General features: G+C 32.2%; 26 protein-coding genes. 22 read left to right on the top strand and 4 right to left on the bottom strand.

Annotated elements, in window-relative coordinates; translation table 11 throughout:
• Positions 1–113: 113 nt before the first annotated feature.
• From JN168_RS11325 to JN168_RS11265, 13 genes are all read left to right on the top strand, one after another.
• Positions 114–590 carry a GNAT family N-acetyltransferase gene (locus JN168_RS11325; RefSeq protein ID WP_042738086.1) on the top strand — a complete coding sequence of 159 codons (477 nt, stop codon included), beginning with the start codon at positions 114–116 and terminating at the stop codon, positions 588–590.
• A 20-nt stretch (positions 591–610) separates the two neighbouring features.
• Positions 611–1,927 carry an HD domain-containing protein gene (locus JN168_RS11320; RefSeq protein WP_182475061.1) on the top strand — a complete coding sequence of 439 codons (1,317 nt, stop codon included), beginning with the start codon at positions 611–613 and terminating at the stop codon, positions 1,925–1,927.
• 106 nt (positions 1,928–2,033) lie between these two features.
• Complete coding sequence (locus JN168_RS11315) at positions 2,034–2,561, top strand: YwhD family protein (RefSeq protein WP_229367375.1); 528 nt, start codon at positions 2,034–2,036, stop codon at positions 2,559–2,561.
• 182 nt (positions 2,562–2,743) lie between these two features.
• Positions 2,744–3,160 carry a YwiB family protein gene (locus JN168_RS11310; protein ID WP_042738089.1) on the top strand — a complete coding sequence of 139 codons (417 nt, stop codon included), beginning with the start codon at positions 2,744–2,746 and terminating at the stop codon, positions 3,158–3,160.
• The gene (gene argS, locus JN168_RS11305; RefSeq protein ID WP_042738090.1) at positions 3,157–4,824 is read left to right on the top strand and encodes an arginine--tRNA ligase; all 1,668 of its coding nucleotides are present in this window, start codon (positions 3,157–3,159) and stop codon (positions 4,822–4,824) included. The genes JN168_RS11310 and argS overlap by 4 nt, the downstream gene beginning before the upstream one ends.
• Positions 4,825–4,956: 132 nt before the next feature.
• Complete coding sequence (locus tag JN168_RS11300) at positions 4,957–5,592, top strand: endonuclease III domain-containing protein (protein ID WP_042738091.1); 636 nt, start codon at positions 4,957–4,959, stop codon at positions 5,590–5,592.
• Positions 5,593–5,653: 61 nt separating this feature from the next.
• Positions 5,654–6,529 (top strand): ABC transporter substrate-binding protein, encoded by an 876-nt coding sequence (locus tag JN168_RS11295; protein ID WP_279525897.1) that lies wholly within the window; start codon positions 5,654–5,656, stop codon positions 6,527–6,529.
• Between the two features lie 264 nt (positions 6,530–6,793).
• Positions 6,794–7,744, top strand: a complete 951-nt coding sequence (locus tag JN168_RS11290) for a FecCD family ABC transporter permease (protein WP_042738259.1) — start codon at positions 6,794–6,796, stop codon at positions 7,742–7,744.
• A 93-nt stretch (positions 7,745–7,837) separates the two neighbouring features.
• A complete protein-coding gene (locus JN168_RS11285) occupies positions 7,838–8,533 on the top strand; it encodes an HAD family hydrolase (RefSeq protein ID WP_042738093.1) in 696 nt (231 codons plus the stop codon).
• A 3-nt stretch (positions 8,534–8,536) separates the two neighbouring features.
• Positions 8,537–9,334: an alpha/beta fold hydrolase gene (locus JN168_RS11280; protein ID WP_107579199.1), complete on the top strand. Its 798-nt coding sequence runs from the start codon at positions 8,537–8,539 to the stop codon at positions 9,332–9,334.
• Positions 9,335–9,484: 150 nt separating this feature from the next.
• Positions 9,485–9,991 (top strand): SA0570 family protein, encoded by a 507-nt coding sequence (locus JN168_RS11275; protein WP_107527831.1) that lies wholly within the window; start codon positions 9,485–9,487, stop codon positions 9,989–9,991.
• 181 nt (positions 9,992–10,172) lie between these two features.
• Positions 10,173–10,883: a hypothetical protein gene (locus JN168_RS11270; RefSeq protein WP_042738096.1), complete on the top strand. Its 711-nt coding sequence runs from the start codon at positions 10,173–10,175 to the stop codon at positions 10,881–10,883.
• 189 nt (positions 10,884–11,072) lie between these two features.
• Complete coding sequence (locus JN168_RS11265) at positions 11,073–11,873, top strand: alpha/beta fold hydrolase (RefSeq protein ID WP_279526278.1); 801 nt, start codon at positions 11,073–11,075, stop codon at positions 11,871–11,873.
• A 292-nt stretch (positions 11,874–12,165) separates the two neighbouring features.
• Here JN168_RS11265 and sarA read toward each other — a convergent pair whose 3' ends face one another.
• On the bottom strand, positions 12,166–12,540 hold the full coding sequence (gene sarA, locus JN168_RS11260; protein WP_042738097.1) for a global transcriptional regulator SarA: 375 nt from the start codon (positions 12,538–12,540) through the stop codon (positions 12,166–12,168).
• 888 nt (positions 12,541–13,428) lie between these two features.
• The gene (locus tag JN168_RS11255) at positions 13,429–14,358 is read right to left on the bottom strand and encodes a DMT family transporter (RefSeq protein WP_042738098.1); all 930 of its coding nucleotides are present in this window, start codon (positions 14,356–14,358) and stop codon (positions 13,429–13,431) included.
• A 262-nt stretch (positions 14,359–14,620) separates the two neighbouring features.
• Here JN168_RS11255 and JN168_RS11250 point away from each other — a divergent pair, with 262 nt between their 5' ends.
• Positions 14,621–14,884, top strand: coding sequence for a hypothetical protein (locus JN168_RS11250; RefSeq protein WP_042738099.1), 264 nt, complete (start codon positions 14,621–14,623; stop codon positions 14,882–14,884).
• Positions 14,885–15,323: 439 nt separating this feature from the next.
• Here the strand turns inward: JN168_RS11250 and JN168_RS11245 are convergent, their stop codons facing one another.
• On the bottom strand, positions 15,324–15,542 hold the full coding sequence (locus JN168_RS11245; RefSeq protein WP_042738100.1) for a DUF2922 domain-containing protein: 219 nt from the start codon (positions 15,540–15,542) through the stop codon (positions 15,324–15,326).
• Between the two features lie 14 nt (positions 15,543–15,556).
• Positions 15,557–15,763 carry a sigS mRNA-stabilizing protein SroA gene (sroA, locus tag JN168_RS11240; RefSeq protein WP_042738101.1) on the bottom strand — a complete coding sequence of 69 codons (207 nt, stop codon included), beginning with the start codon at positions 15,761–15,763 and terminating at the stop codon, positions 15,557–15,559.
• A 149-nt stretch (positions 15,764–15,912) separates the two neighbouring features.
• Between sroA and JN168_RS11235 the strand changes: the two genes are divergently transcribed.
• From JN168_RS11235 to JN168_RS11200, 8 genes are read left to right on the top strand one after another with little or no spacing between them, the layout of a single operon-like run.
• Entirely contained in the window at positions 15,913–16,464 is a 552-nt protein-coding gene (locus tag JN168_RS11235; protein ID WP_107512843.1) for a tyrosine-type recombinase/integrase, read from the top strand.
• 22 nt (positions 16,465–16,486) lie between these two features.
• Positions 16,487–18,883 carry a DUF4040 family protein gene (locus tag JN168_RS11230; protein ID WP_042738103.1) on the top strand — a complete coding sequence of 799 codons (2,397 nt, stop codon included), beginning with the start codon at positions 16,487–16,489 and terminating at the stop codon, positions 18,881–18,883.
• Positions 18,870–19,295 (top strand): Na+/H+ antiporter Mnh2 subunit B, encoded by a 426-nt coding sequence (gene mnhB2, locus JN168_RS11225; RefSeq protein WP_042738104.1) that lies wholly within the window; start codon positions 18,870–18,872, stop codon positions 19,293–19,295. Before JN168_RS11230 ends, mnhB2 begins: the two co-directional genes overlap by 14 nt.
• On the top strand, positions 19,292–19,639 hold the full coding sequence (gene mnhC2 / locus JN168_RS11220) for a Na+/H+ antiporter Mnh2 subunit C (protein ID WP_042738105.1): 348 nt from the start codon (positions 19,292–19,294) through the stop codon (positions 19,637–19,639). The genes mnhB2 and mnhC2 overlap by 4 nt, the downstream gene beginning before the upstream one ends.
• Entirely contained in the window at positions 19,632–21,134 is a 1,503-nt protein-coding gene (mnhD2, locus tag JN168_RS11215; RefSeq protein WP_279525896.1) for a Na+/H+ antiporter Mnh2 subunit D, read from the top strand. Before mnhC2 ends, mnhD2 begins: the two co-directional genes overlap by 8 nt.
• A complete protein-coding gene (mnhE2, locus tag JN168_RS11210) occupies positions 21,131–21,613 on the top strand; it encodes a Na+/H+ antiporter Mnh2 subunit E (protein WP_042738107.1) in 483 nt (160 codons plus the stop codon). Before mnhD2 ends, mnhE2 begins: the two co-directional genes overlap by 4 nt.
• The gene (mnhF2, locus tag JN168_RS11205; RefSeq protein ID WP_042738108.1) at positions 21,610–21,912 is read left to right on the top strand and encodes a Na+/H+ antiporter Mnh2 subunit F; all 303 of its coding nucleotides are present in this window, start codon (positions 21,610–21,612) and stop codon (positions 21,910–21,912) included. Before mnhE2 ends, mnhF2 begins: the two co-directional genes overlap by 4 nt.
• Positions 21,887–22,333 carry a Na+/H+ antiporter subunit G gene (locus tag JN168_RS11200; RefSeq protein ID WP_042738109.1) on the top strand — a complete coding sequence of 149 codons (447 nt, stop codon included), beginning with the start codon at positions 21,887–21,889 and terminating at the stop codon, positions 22,331–22,333. Before mnhF2 ends, JN168_RS11200 begins: the two co-directional genes overlap by 26 nt.
• The last annotated feature ends 462 nt before the right edge of the window (positions 22,334–22,795 follow it).

The following is a 22,795-nucleotide window of genomic DNA, read 5'->3' as shown; positions in this document are numbered from 1 at the left end:
AATGATGTACGCATCGTTCAAACTATTTTTATCTTTAAGGATAAGTATTTTGACTATTGGAAATATGGTATAATTAGACTGTTAAGACCGATTAGAAATAAGGGGAGTGCAACATGCATAAAGTAAGAAAAGCAACAGCAGATGATGTTGTAGGTATCAGAGATGTCGCAACAAAAGCTTGGTATAATACGTATTTAAATATTTATGCAGCAAAGACGGTAAATGAACTGTTGGCTGCTTCTTATAATGAACAACATTTATTAAAGCGATTAGATGAGCAACTCTTTTTAGTCGTTGAAGAAGACAATGAAATTATTGGTTTTGCTAATTTTATTAGTGGAACAGAATTATATTTATCTGCACATTATGTGCGACCTTCTTGGAAACATCATGGTTATGGTTCAGAGTTATTGAAAGAAGGTTTGGGTTACTTTGATAATTATGAGGCAATTTATCTTGAAGTAGATAATAAAAATGATGATGCGGTATCATTTTATAATAAAAAAGGTTTCGAAATAGTACGTTCATATAAACATGTAATGTATGGGGAAGAAATGGACTTAGCTTTAATGAAAAAAACCTTAAAATAATTTCAATAAAGGATTAGTGAATGGAGAGGAGGACTAAATTGACATTTACAACATATGCTACTCAGAAATTACCCGAAGAAAAAGTGTTTAAGGATCCGATTCATAGATATATTCACGTTAAAGACCAAGTGATTTGGGATTTGATAAAGACAAAGGAATTCCAGCGTTTGAGAAGAATTAAGCAGGTAGGTACTTTATATTTATCATTTCATACGGCGGAACATAGTAGGTTTGGACACTCATTAGGTGTTTACGAGATAGTACGCCGAATTATAGATGATTCATTTAATGGTCGTGAAGCATGGAATAATGATGATAGACCGCTCGCGCTATGTGCTGCTTTGTTACATGATTTGGGGCATGGTCCATTTTCACATAGCTTTGAAAAGATCTTTAATACAGATCATGAAGCTTTTACACAAGCGATTATTACTGGACCAACTGAAGTGAACGAAGTTTTAAGTCGTGTATCAGATGACTTTCCACAACAAGTTGCTGATGTAATCAACAAAACACATAAAAATAAACTCGTTATTTCTATGATTTCGTCGCAAATTGATGCGGACAGAATGGATTACTTACAGCGTGATGCCTACTTTACTGGTGTCTCATATGGTCAGTTCGATATGGAAAGAATCTTAAGATTAATGAGACCCTCTAAAGATGAAGTATTGATTAAAGAGAGCGGCATGCACGCCGTAGAGAACTTTATCATGAGCCGTTATCAAATGTATTGGCAGATTTATTTTCACCCAGTAAGTCGTGGTGGAGAGGTATTACTCAATAATTGTTTAAAGCGTGCAAAGCAATTATACGATGAAGGTTATCATTTTAAGATGGAACCGACAGATTTTATACCATTCTTTGAAGGCACTATGACAATTGAGCAATACATTGAATTAGATGAAGCGGTTGTAGTCTACTATTTGAAGGCATGGGTTCGAGAAGATGATGAAATACTGAGTGATTTATCACGTCGTTTTATAAATAGAGATTTATTTAAACATATGCCATTTGATGGTTCGATTATTACGATAACAGAGTTGACGGATTTATTTATTCAAGCTGATATCGATCCTAATTATTATTTTGTAAGTGAGTCATTTTCAGATTTACCATATGATTATGATCGTCCGGGTTCAAATAGGCAGCCAATTCATTTATTACGACGGAATGGCAAGATAAAGGAAATAAGCAGTCAGTCATTAGTCATTTCAAGTATCACAGGGATAAATAGAGAAGACTATAAATTATATTACCCTAAAGAACTCATCACAGAAATTGAAGACGATGATGTAAGAAATGCGATTATTGGTATTTTAAATGAATTGAACTAATGTGTGAATATTGCTGCTGCTTTGGTTGAGAAATAGGTCTTCGAGGTAGTAGAATACACTTGTAGAAATTACTTATGTATAATAAATAATTTGAATAATAGTAATGATGGATAGGAGGTACTTTCTGGTGGCAGATAAAAAGGGCTTTAAATTTAACATTGTTAAGAATGATCCACTAGACGGTCATAAAGGTACGAATATTGGGTCCATTAGTTTAGATAATATAGCGCCAGTCTTTATTGATGTTGAGAATAAAGATGCTTTTATAGATATTGGCGGCATGCATGCACGAGCAAGTGTTGAAAAGGGTGTAAAATGGATTGATGATAAAGCTGCTGTAGAAGGTGATGAAGCGAAAGAATATTGGCTTTGTTGGGTAACTACAGAACGAGGAGAAAACGGCCCCTATTATGCAGGCTTGACGGCTTGTTATCTCTTAGTTAATAAATCAATTCGTCGAGGTTATAAAAGTATGCCAGAGCATGTCAATATGATGGATAAGTCAATGAAACGTCAAATCGAAATTGACCATATTGGTGAGGAAAATAAAGCGGTGCTTAAAGCATTTTTAATGGAACATGATCAGGATATGTGGAATAATTCAGATAAAGCGTTACATGAGGCTTTACAATAACATATTTAAATTTATCAGGAATCAAACTTTATATCGTTTGATTCCTTTTTTATATAGGTAACCATATACATCATAGTGGTAAAGGATAATTGACGTTGATAAAATGTCATACGAACTGTAACCGACAAATTAAATATGCTATAATAGTGTGTATTATTTTAAAAAGTAGGGTGAATCATCCGTTGGAAAACAATGTGAATATCCAGACGAAACAAGTCGTTAAACAACACGGGAACAAAGAAAAATTTTCCCATTCTACTCAAGGTTCATGGCAAAAAAGGAATGCAGAATTTATACGTTATAATGAACAAATTGATGAGGCACAAGTACAAGTCACAGTTAAGATAGAAGATAGTGGTGTTAAGATTATTCGCAAAGGTGATATCAAGATGAATCTCCATTTTGTTGAAGGTGAAGACACGATAACACTCTATGAAATCACTGGTGGTCGAATTCCACTAACTGTAAGAACGCATTCAATTATACAGTTTGTCACAGCAGATGGTGGTAAATTGAAGGTACATTATGATTTAATACAAGATGAAGAAAAAATGGGAACGTATCAATATGAAATAATATACAAGGAGATAGCGAAATGAATATCATTGAACAAGTGAAACAGACATTAATCGATGAAATTAATAATAGTATTCAAAAAGCGCAATTGGCGGACGCAGAGCAAATTCCAGAAATTAAAATAGAAATTCCTAAAGATAATAAAAATGGAGATTACTCATCGAATATCGCGATGGTACTGACTAAAATTGCGAAACGTAATCCTCGAGAAATTGCTCAAGCAATCGTAGATAATTTAGATACGACAGCAGCTAATGTTGAAAAAGTCGACATTGCAGGTCCTGGTTTTATTAACTTTTACTTAGATAATGCATATCTAACTGAAATTATTGTACAAGCCATCCAAAAAGGTGATGAATTTGGTTATACTGATACACCAAACGGTAAAAATGTCCTGTTAGAATATGTTTCTGCAAATCCTACAGGTGATTTACATATCGGACATGCACGTAATGCTGCTGTAGGTGATACATTAGCAAATATCTTAACTGCAGCTGGCTTTAATGTGACACGTGAATATTATATTAATGACGCAGGTAATCAAATTACAAATTTAGCGCGCTCAATTGAAGCACGTTACTTTGAAGCGTTAGGTGACAACACAGTCTCAATGCCTGAAGATGGTTACCATGGTAAAGATATCATCAATATTGGTAAAGATTTAGCTGAAAAGCAACCAGAACTTAAAGACTTGTCCCAAGATGAACGTATTAAGACCTTTAGACAATTAGGTGTAGATTATGAAATGACGAAGTTACGTAAGGATTTAGCAGACTTCAATACGCATTATGACAATTGGTTTAGTGAGACTTCACTTTATGAAAAAGGTGAAATCGATGCAGTGTTAGAGAAAATGACGGAACTTGGTTATACGTATGAAGAAGACGGTGCTACGTGGTTGCGTACAACAGATTTTAAAGATGATAAAGATCGTGTGTTAATTAAAAAAGATGGCAATTATACTTATTTCTTACCAGATATTGCTTATCATTTTGACAAGATTGAGCGTGGAAATGATATTTTAATTAACTTATTCGGTGCTGATCACCATGGTTATATTAATCGTTTGAAAGCCTCACTAGAAACATTTGGTGTTGATAGTAACCGATTAGAAATTCAAATTATGCAAATGGTTCGTTTAATGCAAGATGGTGAAGAAGTTAAGATGAGTAAACGTACAGGTAATGCAATTACTTTACGTGAAATTATGGATGAAGTCGGAGTCGATGCTGCGAGATACTTCTTAACAATGCGTAGTCCAGATACTCATTTCGACTTTGATATGGAATTAGCAAAGCAAGAATCCCAAGATAATCCAGTTTATTATGCACAATACGCTCATGCTAGAATTTGTTCAATATTGAAACAAGCAGCAGAAAGAGGCATTACGCCATCGACAGATGTGAACTTCAAATTGATCAATAATGAAAAGGCATTTGAACTATTGAAGAAAGTAGCTGAATTTGAATCAGCAATTCAAAGTGCAGCAGAGCAACGTGCGCCACATCGTATTACAAATTATATTCAAGATTTGGCAGCACATTTCCATAGATTCTATAACGCTGAAAAGGTATTAACTGACGATACTGAAAAGACAAAAGCGCATATAGCACTTATTGATGCAGTTAAGATAACATTGCATAATGCATTGAACTTAGTTGGTGTTACTGCACCTGAATCAATGTAATGAAATTATAAATCAATTCTTTTAATGAAGAGCACAGAGTGCGCGAAACTTTGGTTCATCAATGGATATGAGTATCTATTGAGTGAACTTCAAATGAGTTCGTGGCACTCTTTTTGTTTGGAGGGAAAATCATTGCTAGAGGTTAATCAGTTATATCGAATATTGTTACAACATATGGGTCCTCAAAATTGGTGGCCAGCAGATTCGAAAATCGAAATCATCTTAGGTGCAATTTTAGTACAAAATACGAATTGGAGAAATGCGGCTTATGCACTAGAAAGTTTAACTGAAAATACGGAATTGGAACCCCATCAGATATTAAATACCAAGTTAGAAGACTTGCAATTATTGATTAAATCGAGCGGCTTTTATAAGGCTAAGGCACAAACAATTTTAACAATATTGACTTGGTTAAATCGCTTTGACTTTGATTATGCAGGCATTCAAGCACATTATGGTAAACAACTGAGAAAGTCTCTACTTGAATTGAAAGGTATAGGTGAAGAAACAGCTGATGTACTAATGGTGTATGTCTTTGATGGTATTGAGTTTATACCAGATAGTTATACACGTAGAATATTTAGCAAGTTGGGTTATAGTGGAACAGAACGATATCACAAATTAAAACAGAAAATAGATTTACCTCAGGACTTTACGAACCAAGATGCCAATGAATTACACGCACTATTAGATAATTTTGGTAAAGCATATTTCAATAGTAAAAATAATGGCGATTTTCAATTTTTAGAAAAATATTTTGTCAAATAATATTATAAAATAGTGATATTTTTGATAAAATTAAAGAAAAATATTAATTAGGAGCACAATCATGAACAAGTCTATTAAATTTATTTCTCTTGTTGCTATATTTGTTGTCTTGTTAACGGCTTGTAGTACAGGTCAAAATGAAACAGAACATGCAGAAAAAGCAAAATATAACAGAATTATTTCTTTGATGCCAAGTAATACTGAAACGCTTTACGAACTTGGTTTAGGTAAAAAGGTTATCGGTGTATCTACTGTAGATGACTACCCAAAGGTAGTAAAAGATAAAAAACAATTCGACGCTATGAAGTTAAACAAAGAGGCGTTATTAAAGGCTAACCCTGACTTGATTCTAGCGCATGAATCACAGAAATCTACTGCTGGTGATGTATTGAAATCACTGTCAAAGAGCGGTGTTAAAGTTGTTTATGTTAAAGACGCACAATCAATATCTGAAATGTATGATACCTTCAAACAAATCGGGAAAGTAACCGGAAAAGAGAAGCAAGCAAATGTATTGGTAAAGGAAACGAAGCAAAATATTAAAAAGATTAAAGATTCTGTACCAAAGGATGCTAAATCACAAAAAGTCTTTATGGAAGTTTCGTCAGAACCTGAGATTTATACATCAGGAAATCATACGTTCTTCAATGATATGCTAAAAACACTACATGCGAAAAATAGTTTTGAGGATGTAAATGGTTGGCAAAAGGTTAGTAAAGAAGACATAATTAAAAAGAATCCAGATATAATGATTTCAACAATGGGAGAAACAGAAAAAACTTATGCCAAAAAGGTGAAACAAAGAGGCGGTTTTGATAAGATTAACGCAGTGAAAAATGATAAATTAAAGGCGGTCAATGGAGACGAAATTTCTAGACCAGGGCCACGTTTAGACGATGGTTTAAAGGAATTGAAAGAAGCAATCTACAATAAATAATATATTTGATACAGTAGTTTCTGAGTTGTAATTTGGAAACTGCTGTATTTTTTATAATTCATCAATTGAACATTATTATAGATATTAAGCGTGTGCTTTATCTATTTATCAACATCATAGAAACGATTATTTATAGTCTTGGTTAACTGAAAATGGATCTTGTGGTTGCAATCAAAAAATGATATTTATAATTAATCATAGAGATAAATAACAACAGATGATAAGGTTAATTTGATAAAACAAACTGAAAGCGTGGCAACAATTATGAAATATTATAAAATTGTGATGATATGGATGTTTATGTTATGTCTCACTATCACACTGAGTTTGTTGTGGGGCTTAACCTCAATTAACCATAGTCTTACACAAACGATTTTATTAGAAGTTCGGATACCTAGAATGTTAGAAGCTGTTCTTGCAGGTATAGGCTTAACAATCGCAGGACATATGTTCCAAACGTTATTAAATAACCCACTTGCGGATAGTTATACGTTAGGTTTAGCAAGTGGTGCAACATTGGGGTCAGGTTTCGCAGTGGCGTTAGGAATGTCATTGATTTGGATACCTTTAATGTCAATAATCAGTAGTTTAATAACATTAGCAATCGTACTTAGCTTAACGGCCGTAATGTCGCGAGGATATCCGGTACGCACATTAATATTATCGGGTATTATGATTGGAGCATTGTTTAATGCATTACTGTATTTATTAATTGAATTTAACCCTAAAAAGTTAAATAGCATTGTCAATTATATGTTCGGTGGCTTTGCATCGGCAGAATATTATAAAGTAATCTATATTGCTATTGTTTTGGTGATAGCTATTAGTATATTATTAAGTATGATTTCAAGTATAAAAATATTACAACTAGGAGAGTTGAGGGCGCAATCACTTGGTTTACATGTACGTTTAGTAACATATAGTGTATTGATTCTCGCTTCAATTGTGACTGCCGTTATTGTGGCATATGTTGGTGTGATAGGCTTTATTGGTATGGTCATTCCCCAACTAGTGCGTCGCCATTATAAACAGTTTAATTTAGGACAACATTTTATGTTAAACATGCTAATTGGTGGCACGGTTATGGTTATTGCCGATTGGCTAGGGAGTATTGTTATTAATCCTTATCAAATACCAGCTAGTATTGTCCTTGCATTACTTGGTATTCCAGTGTTGTTTTACATTATGGTAACTGAGCCACGCTTGAACGAGTAATTATGTGAAAATGGGGTACTTGGCAAACAAAAAGATAATTAATTAAATGAATGATCAATTTTATGAAATGTTTGAATTAAAGAGGGTATGAAAATGGACTTAACAGAAATAAAAGCAATCGTATTTGATTTGGAAGGGACACTCTTAGATAGAAAAAAATCAAGAGATAAATTTATAGAAGAACAATATGAACGATTTCATGATTATCTCGTACGCATTCAACTTGCCGATTTTCGTAAAAAATTTATCGAACTGGATGATGACGAAGACCATGATAAGCCAGAGCTTTATAAGGCATTAATTAAAGACTTTCATGTCGACCGACTCACTTGGAAAGATTTGTTTAATGACTTTGAAATGCACTTCTATCGTTATGTATTTCCATATTATGATACGTTGTATACGTTAGAAAAATTATCGAATTATGGTTATTTAACTGGAGTCATTGCAAATGGAAAGTCAAAAATTAAACAATTTAGACTCCATGCCTTAGGTATTGAGGATGCGATAAACTATTTGACGACCTCAGAGACAGTAGGTTATAGAAAGCCACATCCTAAAATTTTTGAAAGTATATTAGAACAGTTAGGTACAAAGCCTGAAGAAACCATGTATGTAGGCGATGATCCTTTAAATGATGTTGCACCAGCTCGTGCTATGGGTATGGTCAGTGTATGGTTTAAAGAAGAAGATGCAGAGTTAGAACCTTTACCTGAAGAAGTTGACTATACAATTACGACATTAGAAGAATTATTGTCTATTTTGCCTATTGGAAAGAAGGGGAATTAGAAAATGAAATTATTTAAAACAAATGATGGTGTAGCATTAAACTATAGTTCTAGTGGTGAAGGTAAAGTCATTGTGATGTTGCATACATCATTTGATAATTTATCTGTGTTTCATCCGATTGAAGATAAATTTAATTCAGATTATCAAGTCATTTTAGTAGATTTACGTGGTCATGGCTATTCAGATAAACCATTAGACATTGCTTTTACAGATTATATTGAAGATATTAAAGCATTATTAGATTATTTATATGTGGATCAATGCGCGTTGATAGGACACGAGATGGGAGCGTCGATTGCGGTTGGGTTTGCAGCCGAGCATCCAGAAATGGTTAGTGCATTAACTTTAGTTAATCCAACATTACTCAATGATATGGATCCATCAGAACGTTTATTTAAAAAATACGCCTATAAGATTCGCAGTTGGGATAAAGATGAACAACAAAAATTCTTTGCAAAGCATTTATATCATTCAAAATTTAAAGTTAAAAAGTTTTTAAAGCAAGTTGAAAATACCAATGATATGGCTACAAAAGCAGAATTATCAGCAGTACGACGTTCATTTAATGATAATAATATTATGTATTATTTAGATAAAATGGATGTCCCGACACAAATAATAGTCGGCAAACACGGTGAAAGAACGACGGTACTCGAAGCTAAAGAGGTTAGTGACATGATTGCAGGTTCTCTGTTTGAAGTATTTGCTGAATCAGGTCTTTATCCATTCATTGAGGAGAAAGCTAAATTTATAGCTGAGGTAAAATCATTTGTAAAAAAGAATTACCATTGTGTGAGATAAATGATACGATAGGTGTAGAATGTAGTGTTTTCTAGTGCTTCCGAATTACAAAAATAATTTCTCTGTAATAATATTGTAACATTACTGTTAATTTAGTAATGTTTATAGTACAATAAAAATACGGAAAACGTAATAAAGGAGAGAAATGCTATGAAAAAGATATTAGTAGCGGCATTAGTTTCAGGTTTGGCGTTTTCTGGGGTAAGTGCAGGAAGTGCGTCAGCAGCTTCTGGTAACACTATCCAAAATGTTAAACAATTACAACAAGGAGATACAACTTTAGAAGGTGCTAAACTAGGTGACTCAATTCAAACTGTATTAAAGAACAATAGCAAACCGATTTATTCACATAGTACTGACAATAAAGAACATTATTACGAGTTCAAACTTGATGATGGTGTATTAGTTGTAACAGCAAATGGTAAGAAGAATCAAGGTGAAATCACACGTATTTCAATGAGTTATAACGATACTTCTGGTCCAACATATAAAGCTGTAAAGAACGAAGTAAGTAGTAGTGCCATTACGCGTGAACATTACAATAATGTAACTGGTAACTTTGGATACGTTCAAGATAATGACGTATCTTACCAATTCAGTTCTTCATCTCCAAGTGATAAGAACATTAAATTATATCGAATTGATATTAGTGAATAATATGTTTTAATGTTTAAAGTTATAGAATAACCGGCAAGTGTGTATTTAATGCTTGTCGGTTATTTAATTGTTAAAATGTATTAATATGAGAGATAATATATTAAAAGTGTATTAGAATAAGCAAGCGTCATAGAAATATGAACTGTTAAGCAACTGTTAAAATTTACTAAAGGAGTATTTCATGCGAGTTAATGACAAAGTATTATTAGAAAACATAAATGATTACTTCACTCATAAAGGTCTATCTCCAAATCTCATTGACGATATCAAAGATAAATTAAAAAGGGATTTTCATAAATCAGAAGCTCAAGATCAAGATTATATTGAGTATAGAAGTAAGTCGCCAGCAGAAATTATCTTAACAATCCAACGAAATTTATTTACATTACAGTTAAATCCAATCGTATTTTTTATTGTGAATTTTATTTTACTTTCATACTTATATGATAAACATTATGTGACTTTCCAAGCTGCTTCAGGTTTATCCATCTTTTACTGTCTAGTCATCTTACCAATATCTATCTTTATTTATTTAAGAATTGGTTGGAAGAACTATCTATATAGCAATAAATTTGAACGGATAATAGGAATTGGTATAGCAGGTATTTCATTTTTCTTAGTTATTGTACATGCACTAGATTTAAACTTAGGTATTGTGGCAGTATCAATGTATGCCCACCAATTTATGTTTTTTGTAGGAATCATATTTAGTATTTGTGGTATATATTTTAGACGATTAGAATTTACTGGCATAGGCTTATTATTTTGTCAAAAAACCATTGATGCAATGATAAGTAGTGCAAGCATTGCACAAATAGCTTCAATAGTTATCTGGGTATTATTACTAATAGTAATTATTTATTATACGATACGTATATCATCTAGAAATTGAATTATCGTAAAGGTAAAGAAAGGCCTCTTTAAGGTGTCAGTGTATAAAGACACAAATAGCTTAAAGAGGCTTTTTTATGCACTTTAATAACTATCGAATTGTAGAAAAATACAATATTATTAATTGGAAATGTAGCGTAGAGCACAGCAAATTCGGGTATATTACATTTGTAAAGGGAGGTGACCCATGATGAAAAAAATAGAGACGAGTTTTAACACCGAGATTGCATACATCCGTGAGGGTCGTGGTTTTCCTGTTATCTTAATTCATGGACTAGATAGTAATATGGCATCATTGTATAGTCTGAAAGATGAATTGAAAGATAAATATGATGTCATTGTTTATGATGTGAGAGGTCATGGCAAATCATCTAAACCAACTTCATTTCACTTAGATGATCATGTTGAGGATTTAAAATGTTTGATGGACAAGCTAGAAATAAATTCAGCGCATCTCATAGGGCATGATATGGGAGGCGTCATCGCCAAACAATTTACTAATAAATATGAATGCAAAGTTAGATCTTTGACATTAATTGCGTCTAATTTAATACAAAGTGTACATGGATTAAACAAATTAATGGTCGAACATCAAGACGAAATAGAAGGTTTTGATAAGTCAGAGGCTTTGATCATCTTATTCCCGTATTTATACAAAAAGCAAGAAAAAGCGAAAAAATGGTTTCAAAATCAATTGATTTATAGCAGGCAATCACCTGAAGCAAGTGCTATAGCTACAAGAGCTTTATTGAACTTCCCAGTACTAAATGAAGAAATTATTATTCAAAAAGTAAATGTACCAACTTTAATTGTTAATGGTATATATGATCCTTTAGTAGAAATGGAAAATTTTGAACAATATCGTGGGGCATTTAAATCATTAAAAACTTTCAAATTTGAACAATCTGGACATGCGCCGCATATAGAGGAACCTAACTATTTTCTAAATGTGTATTTAAATTTTGTTGGCTCGCTAGAATTTCAAAAATAAAGTCTTATTAACTTAATAATAGAAATAGTACTTACTTTTTAAAGTAAAAGTAAGAATGAATAATTAAAATAATTTGGTGTTAAATATAAAGAGGGCTAAACCATGTTGAATGGATTGGCCCTCTTTTAAATTTTGCGAAATATTTTGAGGGCATTCCTAAGGAATTCAAGATATCAATTGAAGCGCAAGATTGAATTAGTGTACTAGAGAAGTAAGGTAGTATTATAAATAAAAAACCAGTAAATGACTATAAAATCATTTACTGGTTTTTAGGGTTTAAGTCTGTAGCGATTTATACTTCGTTATCGTCGTTAGCTTCTTTAATACGTTGGTTTACACGTGATAATAATTCATTAATTTTTTTACGTTGTTTAGTGTTAACTAAAATTAAAACAGTTCTTTCATCGTGTTCGTTACGCTTTTTATCAAAATAATCTTCTTGTGATAAGTTTTTAACTGCTTTAACAACTTGTGGTTGTTTATAGTTTAAGTGATTGATAATATCTTTTAAATAATATTCTTCACTTTCATGCTCACTAATATATGTTAATACAGCGAATTCCTCGAAACTTACTGAGAATTCCTTCTTGATAATACCTTTTAATTTATCAGCATATGTTACCATTGCCAATAATTCAAAACAATCATTGATTTTTGTGATAGCCATCCTAATTTCCTCCCTAGTTTTAAATGCCCAATTTAGTATACATATTAAATTTGTTTTTGTATAATTATCTGTCTTAATTCAAAGTTAAATTCAAAGGGTTATCATAATTTATTGCTTTATTATATTTGGATAATATATAATAAACCCTCTTTTATTTAGTTTATTATAACTAAATAAAAATAGAAAGTAAACAAAAATCTGTTTAAGCGTTACATTAATGTTTTCTGTTATTAATACAATTATTTCCAAACCATTAGTGTAAATTAAATTTATTCTGTTATATTTCAATTTATCGTCATTTGATAAATTTGAAACAAAAATAATTTAAATTTTATAATGCTAATCAATTATAATGTACACATCTGAAATTTAGACCGCATTGTGCCAATAATTCAAAAGAAAAACCAATGAATTTACTATTGAAAAAGTTTATACATAATTTTTATTACCCATATTTCCTTAAATAATAACCCGTTTAATAAATTTTTTAATTCTTCGATTTATAACAAGTTGCTCATTACATATTGTTATTTTTTAAATTTTAATTATTATAATTAAGAAAATACCCTTTAATATGCTAACGCAAAGGAGGAGTTTTGGGAAGTAAATATATACTAAATTCCTAAAAATTTTATGTAATATAACCCTAAAAATATAAAAGTACAATTAATTTTGTGGAGGCTATTTCGATACCAAATAAGTGGTTTATAAATTGTGAACATATTTGATAAATATTTAGTTTATAAATATGTTCTGTTGCTATGTATATGTGGTTTAGTTCAAATGCCACAACTGAAGGTTAGTGGATATTAGACAAAATAAAGCAGCCTACAACACGATAATTTAATATGTGTTGTAGGCTGCTAGTTGTTTACATATGAGTAAGTATTAGAAAAGACGTAACAATATAATACCTATCATAATTGAGACAATACCAATAACTTTGCGAGGTGTTATTCTATTTTTATTTGTCCCAAGTAAGCCAAAGTGATCGATAATAATACCCATTAACATTTGACCGAGCATACCAATAATTGTAGTTAATGCTGCACCTAAATGGGGCATAAGTATGATATTCGTTGTTACAAAGATGACACCTAATGTACCGCCAATAAAATATAATGGTTTCAATTTACCTTGTTTATTGTCATATGTAGTTAATTTTAAGCTTCGATTAAAGATTAGTGTAAGAATGAACAGTACAATAGTTCCAACTGTAAATGATACAAGGGCTGCCATTACTGAAGAGTGAATTTGTTGTCCTAGTGCGCTGTTAATTGCAGTTTGTATTGGGGGACAAAATCCAAAAATAAAGCCAACGATAATCCAAATATAAAATGTAGGATGTGTTTTACTTGTATTATTGGTATTCCGAACGTAGTTCATTAAAATAATTCCGAATATCAATAATATTACACCTAATACTTTAAATAGTGTGAAAGGTTCATGTTCTGCACCAAACCAACCAAATGTATCGATAAGGACACCCATTATGATTTGTCCTGCTACAGTCATCACAACAGTTAATGAAGCGCCTAACCGTGGTAATAAAACTAAGTTTCCAGTGAGGAAGATGACCCCTAACATACCACCCACATACCAAACATAACTTAGAGATTGATTATCGTAAAAAGCTAAAGTGAAAACGTGTGGATTCACAATAAGGTTGATAATAATTAAAAAGATTGTGCCAGTACCAAAAGAGATAGTAGATGCATAAAATGAAGATTTCGTGTAAATGCTGAGTCTTGAGTTAATAGAAGTTTGAAATGGGACCACCATTCCAGCTATAATTCCGACGATATATAAAAGAAACATAAAATCACTCTTTCTTATAAAGTTATCTTTATCATTATATAGCAAAGTAGTTAGATTTCATATCTTTATATTTCAGATAAGAATTATATAATTTATCACTACATTCATGTACACAATACAAAAAATGTTATAGAATGGCGTTAGTTATTTTTTATGTTTTAAACAACTGATAAATGTAAAGTTATCAATTAGTAAAGTAATGTAACCAAAAACTTCATATATTTATCATGATTGAGATTAGTGGAATTGGTGGAAAATTATATTGAAACAATTATCAATTATTCGTCTGTTAGACGAAGAAACATTTTTTGTTGATGCTGGTATTAATGACGGGATTAAGCAGCAACAATTTATAGAAGTACTAAATCCCAAACGCTCATATAAAAACTTAGCTCAAGTTATTGATGTTTTTGATCAGTATACGCTTTGTAAAAAACTAGGAAAGAAAAAAATCTTTTTTGGTGATACTGTTAGACTGAGACCTATAAATAATAATAGTGAAGCACCTGTAGATGAAAGTTTATAAAAATATAAATATGAATAGTTAAAAAAATATAGCGTAGTAAAAATTGCCGCATATGCATTAATATAGCACTGTTATATTTTTAGAATAAATAAGCCACTTTGATATGGAGGATACATTAAATATTCCTTTAGTCAAAGTGGTTTTTTATGGTTATAGCAAGGAAAGGTACCGATGAAAGAATCAATGGTGTTATGTTTTTATATAATTGAAGAACTAGGTACTTTATAGTTAAGTTATATAGCGTTCGGTAGCTGCTTTGTTAATAAAAAATGGCTAAGTAGTTTATCTTGTTCGTTCATTAATATATAACATCATATATTTCAATTTCTACTATATTAAATGTTGGGTTGATTATTAACAAGATTATGCATCCTACTTAGCCACTCATTACCTATAATATGCTATAACTTATTATATTTTTGTGTTGTATTGATAACGATTAATTATCAAAAATAACTTTAGTTGTTTTGTCGATGATATGTGCTGAAGCCACTTTAGTTGGGATACCTGCCTTAGGACGAAGTAAGTCCAAATCGAGTATCTTTTTCATGCCTTCTTTAACTGCAGATTCGTTAACAAAACGTTCGATATTAGGTAATTGAATCTTTATCGCTTTATTTACAGCGTCGTTAAATACCAATTCTAATGTTTGTGTCATTGCTTGTAACCTCCTTATTTAATTGCTTCTGTTTTAATAACTTCGAGTGAATCGAAACGTTCCCCAGTGATTTGTTCGATAATCGTTTTAAAGGCTAATAATTGTTCGTTCGTTGCAGCAGTATTTAAATTTGAAAAGTGCCGTTTAACAATCTTAGCTTTGCCATCTTTATCGTACAAAGTGCGTGCCATGTTTAGAGCTAATTGGTTTATATTGTTCATGGTTGTGAACCTCCTTTCACTCTATATATCGAACTGTCACAGGGAATTGGTCAAAATTTTTTTAAAAAATTAAGTAAAAAAACTTTAATGTTACTTAAATATCATATATCATTAAATATGAAACATTTATTAGTGATAGAGGTGGCTATATGAATCAAGTTGATCCGATAAGGGATATTAAAGAGATAAAGGCAATGTATGAAGTGTTAAAGCGCAAATCAGATAGAGATTACTTACTATTTAAATTTGCAATCCATACAGGAATTAAACTATCGGCATTGTTAAATCTGAGTGTGGCAGATGTAAGAAGTGAGCAGGAGGATATAAAAATGTATTGGTTAGAAGACCATGCACCAAATATCCATATCCGTTTACCTGAAGTGCTTAGACGAGAATTATCGCACTATATTGAAACACATAATATACAAGATGATGAATTATTATTTCAATCTAATAGAACACTGAAAGGTTTATCGAGACAACAGGCGTATCGAATTATTCATGCAGCAGCAGATGAGTTGGGCATGTTGCATATTGGATTGACAACGCTACGAAAGACATTTGCTTATCATGCTTATCAATCAGGTATTTCTATTTCAATTATTCAAAAATATTTAGGTCATCAAACGACCTTTGAGACAATGAAATTTATCGGTATATCGACTAAGAAAAGCAATACCACGATCGCATTAACTTTATAAATAGAGATGAAGGAGGGACCGTATGAGTTTAGTTATTCTATTCAGTGTATTAATTGTGCTGATGATATTGTTGTTATTTACATACACGCACCAGAAGTTACAAAATGTATCTGGCACAATTGTAATGATAGCACCGATTGTTTCAGCATTATATTTTTTATGGCAAATTCCGAGTGTATTTGCTGGGCATTATGTAGCGATTAGGTTACCATGGTTGCCATCTTTAGATATCAATATTGACTTTAGATTAGATGGCTTAAGTCTATTCTTCAGTTTGTTAATATCACTAATTGGAGTGGCAGTATTTTATTATGCTACACGCTATATGTCTAAAGATCATGATGATTTACCCCGTTTTTATATATATTTATTATTATTCATGATTAGTATGTTGGGTGTAGTTACTGCAAATAATACTATTTTACTGTATGTATTTTGGGAATTAACAAGTGTTTCTTCATTCTTGCTTATCGCATATTGGTATGGTAACCGAGATAGTCAATTTGGCGCACTACAATCATTTATGATTACGGTGCTCGGTGGTTTGGCAATGCTGACAGGTTTCATAATGATATATACCGTTACGGGTTCAAATACCATTACTGACATAATTAATGATAGTCATAGCATTGCAAATAGTCCGTTATTTATACCGATTATTATTATGTTATTGATTGGGGCTTTTACAAAATCTGCGCAGTTTCCATTTCATATTTGGCTACCTAAAGCTATGGTAGCACCAACACCGGTGAGTGCATATCTACATTCTGCCACAATGGTTAAAGCAGGTATTTTCTTGCTATTTAGATTTACGCCTATTTTAGGATTAAGTGATTTTTATATTTATTGTGTAACATTTGTAGGATTAATCACCATGATTTTTGGTGCAATTAATGCTATACGTCAGTTCGACTTAAAGGGTATCTTGGCATATTCTACAATTAGTCAACTCGGTATGATTGTTTCAATGGTAGGTATTGGTGGGGGTGTTGTTCAACAGCCGACTGGCGAAATGGCAAAGGTATATAGTTTAGTGTTATTTGGCGCGTTATTTCACTTGATGAATCACGCATTGTACAAAGGCGCATTGTTTATGGGTGTAGGTATTATTGATCATGAGACAGGTACGCGTGATATACGAAAGCTTTCAGGTTTGCGTAAGGTATTACCAATTACACACGTAGTGATGTTAGTTTCGGCTTTAGCAATGGGAGGGATACCATTTTTAAATGGTTTCCTCAGTAAGGAAATGTTTTTTGAAGGGTTAGTTAGCGCACACGAATTAACTCAATTTAATATATGGCTCACATTATTGTTAGATGCAGTTGGTGTTGTGGCAAGTATATTTACTTTGATTTATGCGGTTTACATGATTAAAGAAGTGTTCTGGGGAGATTATTCCAAGGCTCAGTTACCTAAACAACATGTTCATGAGCCATTCTTATTTACAGTACCCTCATTAATTATGATGCTCTTATTACCTATTATCTTTTTCGTACCAAATCTATTTGCGCACTACATTATATTACCTGCATTTAGAAATATTTCAATTGGTAGTAAAGCAGATCAATTGGCGCCACATATTTCTCAATGGCATGGTGTGAATTTGCCGTTAATTTTAAGCGTAATTGTATTTATAGTAGGTATTACAGCAGCATTGAAGATTGATTGGAAAAAGCACACACAGCAAATTAAAGCAACATCTATATCTGACATGTACCTAGGTACATATAAACAATTTGAATATTATTCAGGATATAGTATTCGCTCGTTGATGAACAATAGATTAAATCACTATATCACAATTACATTAATTATCTTTATTATGATTGTTACGTATGGCATTATTCAGGCAGGATTTCCTAAGGTACATCAAATTCATGTCAGTGAGTTTGGTCCATTAGAGGTTATTACACTTATCGTAGTTTTTGTACTAGGTATTGCTTTGACATTTATCAGACAGCGACTAACGATGGTTATCCTAAATGGTATTATTGGTTATTGTGTAACGATATTCTTTATCTTAATGAAGGCACCAGATTTAGCGTTGACACAATTAGTGGTTGAGACGATTACTACAATTCTATTTATTGTGAGCTTTTCAAGGTTGCCTAACGTACCTAGAACGAAAGTTCATAAGAAGCGTGAAGCTGTCAAAATCGTCGTATCATTATTAATGGCGATTATTGTAGTTACATTAGTGTTTATTGCACAACAAAGTAACGCGATGCCTACGATTTCAACATTTTATCATGATGCGTATAAACTGACAGGTGGCAAAAATATTGTTAATGCTATACTTGGAGACTTTAGAGCGCTGGATACATTATTTGAAGGTCTCGTATTAATTATCGCTGGTTTAGGCATTTATACATTACTTAACTTTAAAGATCGGAGGGGACAAGATGAAAGAGAATGATGTGGTATTACGTACAGTCACGAAAATTGTAGTCTTTATCTTATTAACATTTGGGTTTTATCTGTTTTTAGCAGGTCATAATAATCCAGGTGGTGGCTTTATTGGTGGCTTGATTTTTAGTTCGGCATTCTTGTTGATGTTCCTAGCGTTCGATGTTAAGCAAGTATTAGTATCATTGCCGATAGATTTTAGAATATTGATGATAATTGGTTCATTAGTGTCATTTACGATGGCGATTATACCCATGTTTTTTGGTAAACCGTTCCTTTACCAAGCTGAGGCATACGTGACGTTACCTATTTTAGGAGAGGTACATCTAACGACAATTACTGTATTTGAAGCGGGAATTGTGTTAGCAGTAGTCGGTGTTGTGGTCACTGTTATGTTATCTATTAGTGGTGGTCGCTCATGAATCTTATCTTACTATTAGTGATTGGCTTTTTAATATTTATTGGGACGTATATGATATTATCAGTCAATTTAATCAGAATTGTAATCGGAATTTCAATCTACACACATGCTGGTAACTTAATCATTATGAGTATGGGTAAATATGGCAAAGATATGGTAGAGCCGTTAATCGGTGATGGTAGTAAAGCGTTCGTCGATCCATTATTGCAAGCTATTGTGTTAACTGCCATAGTTATTGGCTTCGCGATGACAGCCTTTCTCTTAGTACTCGTGTATAGAACATATCGTGTAACGAAAGAAGATGAAATAGATGTACTGAGAGGAGATGATGACAACGATGAGTAATTTACTAATATTCCCATTATTGTTACCAGCTGTATGTGCATTATTACTGGTCTTTATACGTACACAAAGTAGATTGTCACGCATCTTCTCAATTGGAACGATGGCATTAACGACAATTATTTCATTGATGTTGTTAATTTCAGTAATGGTACATGGCCCAATTAAATTAGATTTTGGTGGTTGGCAGGCCCCATTTGGTATTCAATTTGTTGGCGATTCATTAAGCTTATTAATGGTTACTGTTTCGAGCTTTGTTGTAACGCTTATAATGGCTTATGGATTTGGTAGAGCAGAAAAAAGAGCAATTCGTTATTACTTACCTAGTTTTATTTTATTTTTAACTGTTGGCGTTATCGGTTCTTTTTTAACTGCTGATTTATTTAATGTTTATGTGATGTTTGAAGTTATGCTGTTAGCATCCTTTGTATTGATAACACTTGGACAATCGGTTGAGCAATTACGTGCAGCAATTATATATGTCGTATTGAATATTATTGGCTCTTGGTTACTCTTAATTGGTATTGGTATGCTTTATAAGTTAACGGGGACATTAAATTTTGCGCTTGTTGCATCAAGATTGGAAACGATGAAAGATGAAAGTTCAATCGTTATTATTTCAATGGTATTTTTAGTTGCATTTGGTGCTAAGGCAGCATTGGTATTATTTATGTGGTTACCTAAGGCTTATGCAGTATTAAATACGGAACTTGCAGCATTGTTTGCTTCACTAATGACTAAGGTTGGGGCGTATGCGTTAATTCGTTTCTTTACGTTAATCTTCGATGAACATGAGTCGATTACGCATCCATTATTCGTATTTTTAGCGTGCATTACGATGATTATTGGTGCATTCGGTGTGTTGGCTTATAGAGATATTAAAAAGATAGCAGCATATCAAGTTATCTTATCAATTGGATTTATTATTTTTGGTTTAGGTACGCAGACCTTTGCAGGAGTGAATGGTGCAATATTTTATCTCGCAAATGATATTGTAGTTAAAACATTACTCTTCTTTATTATAGGTAGTCTTGTTTATATTACAGGTTATCGTCACTATAAATATTTAACAGGTTTAGCGAAGAAACAGCCATTCTTTGGTGTCGCGTTTATTGTTATGATATTAGCAATTGGTGGTGTGCCACCGTTTAGTGGTTTTCCAGGTAAATTGTTTATTTTTAAAGGTGCAATAGAAAATGGGAATTACATTGGTTTAACATTGATGATATTAACGAGTCTCATAGCTATGTTTAGCTTATTTAGAGTATTTTTTACAATGTATCTCGGTAACGATAAAACAGGTGAAGAAGTGGAATTTAAAGAGATTCCTGGTTATAGAAAGGGATTGATTGGCATATTAGTGGCCGTAGTGTTAGCTCTGGGTATCGCGGCACCTGTGATTTTCCAAGTCACAGAAAATGCTACACATTTAAACATGGACGATGGTCATTACGAAAAATCAGTTAATCCTAACCTTAAAAAGGAGGTTGAAAAATGAGACAAGTCGTACTAAATATTGTTATCGCCTTTTTATGGGTACTATTTCAAGACGAAGAATCATTTAAGATTTCAACTTTCTTTGCAGGTTATCTCATTGGATTAATCGTTATATATATTTTACATCGCTTTTTCGGACAACAATTCTACTTGAGAAAAGTATGGGTTGCTATTAAATTTTTAGCAGTGTATTTATATCAATTAATCACATCGAGTATGACAACAATTAACTATATATTATTTAAAACAAAAGAAATGAATCCAGGTTTAGTTACGTACGAAACAAAGTTAGCTAGTGATTGGGAAGTTTCCTTCTTAACAATTCTAATTATCATTACACCTGGTTCCACGGTGATTAGAATTTCTAAGAAGAAACAAAAGTTCTTTATTCATGCGATAGATGTTTCTGAAAAAGAAAAGAAAAAATTATTAAAAAGTATCCAGCAGTACGAGGGGCTTATCTTGGAGGTGACAGAATGATCAATACACTTATAAACTTTTTTATAACGAGTTCACTTATTATATTTGGTATTGCACTGTTACTTACCTTATTCAGAATTATTAAGGGACCAACCACTGCAGATAGAGTTGTGGCATTTGATACGGCTAGTGCCATCTTGATGTCTGTAGTGGGTGTACTGAGTATTATATTTGGAACGTTTTCATTCTTAGATTCGATTTTACTTATAGCTATTATTTCATTTGTAAGCTCAGTCTCTATTTCTAGATTTATAGAAGGGGGTCATGTGTTTAATGCAAATAACAAGCGAAATTATTAACTTAATTGCCGCCTTTATGATGTTTCTAGGAAGTATTATCGCACTTATCAGTGCAATAGGTTTAATTAAGTTCCAAGATGTATTCTTACGTAGTCATGCTTCAACTAAAAGTTCAACATTGTCTGTACTCTTAACACTTGTTGGAGTCATTATATATTTTATCTCGTCACAAGGTTATCTCAGTGTTAGGATGATACTTGCACTTGTATTTATTAATTTGACTGCGCCAGTAGGTGGTCACTTAATTTCACGTGCGGCATATCGTACTGGAGCTTATATGTATAGGAAAAGTGATGCACCTAGGCAGTCGAGTATATTATTAAGTGGTAGTGAGAATAATACCTTTGAACAACTAAAAAAACGTGCAGAAGCACGAGAAGCAAAAAGACGTAAAACTTATGAACAGGAACATGATTTTTAATCATATAATGTGTGATTCATGAGAGACAGGGCTAAGCCATGATATTGGGCTAGCTCTGTTTTTTTACGTCTATATTTATATGAAATGGTCAATTTGAAATTTAGATACGGGTATTGAGCGCATGGTGTTTATTAACTGTGGATTATATTTAGGGTAAAATGTTTAACAATATATTGATCGATACGCAGTTTATTTTATATATAGTTAAATAGTATTGTCATATATCTGAGTAAGTAGACTAATTTTAAAAGATTAAATCGCTTTGTAAAGGAAATATTACAAAATGAGTGCAATACATTTAAGCAATGAGCAAAAAAATGATAAAATAATATATATTTGTAATTGTGTTAATTTTGAAAATATTAATCACAAGGTGAATCAAGAAGCGCTTATTCATCGGTTATTAACTATGAATAATACATGTAATTAATTCACGGGAAAATTGATTTTATGTTTCAACCT

It is taken from the genome of Staphylococcus gallinarum (assembly GCF_029774255.1).
Taxonomy (GTDB): domain Bacteria; phylum Bacillota; class Bacilli; order Staphylococcales; family Staphylococcaceae; genus Staphylococcus; species Staphylococcus gallinarum.
This window is presented reverse-complemented; position numbering and strand designations above follow the sequence as displayed.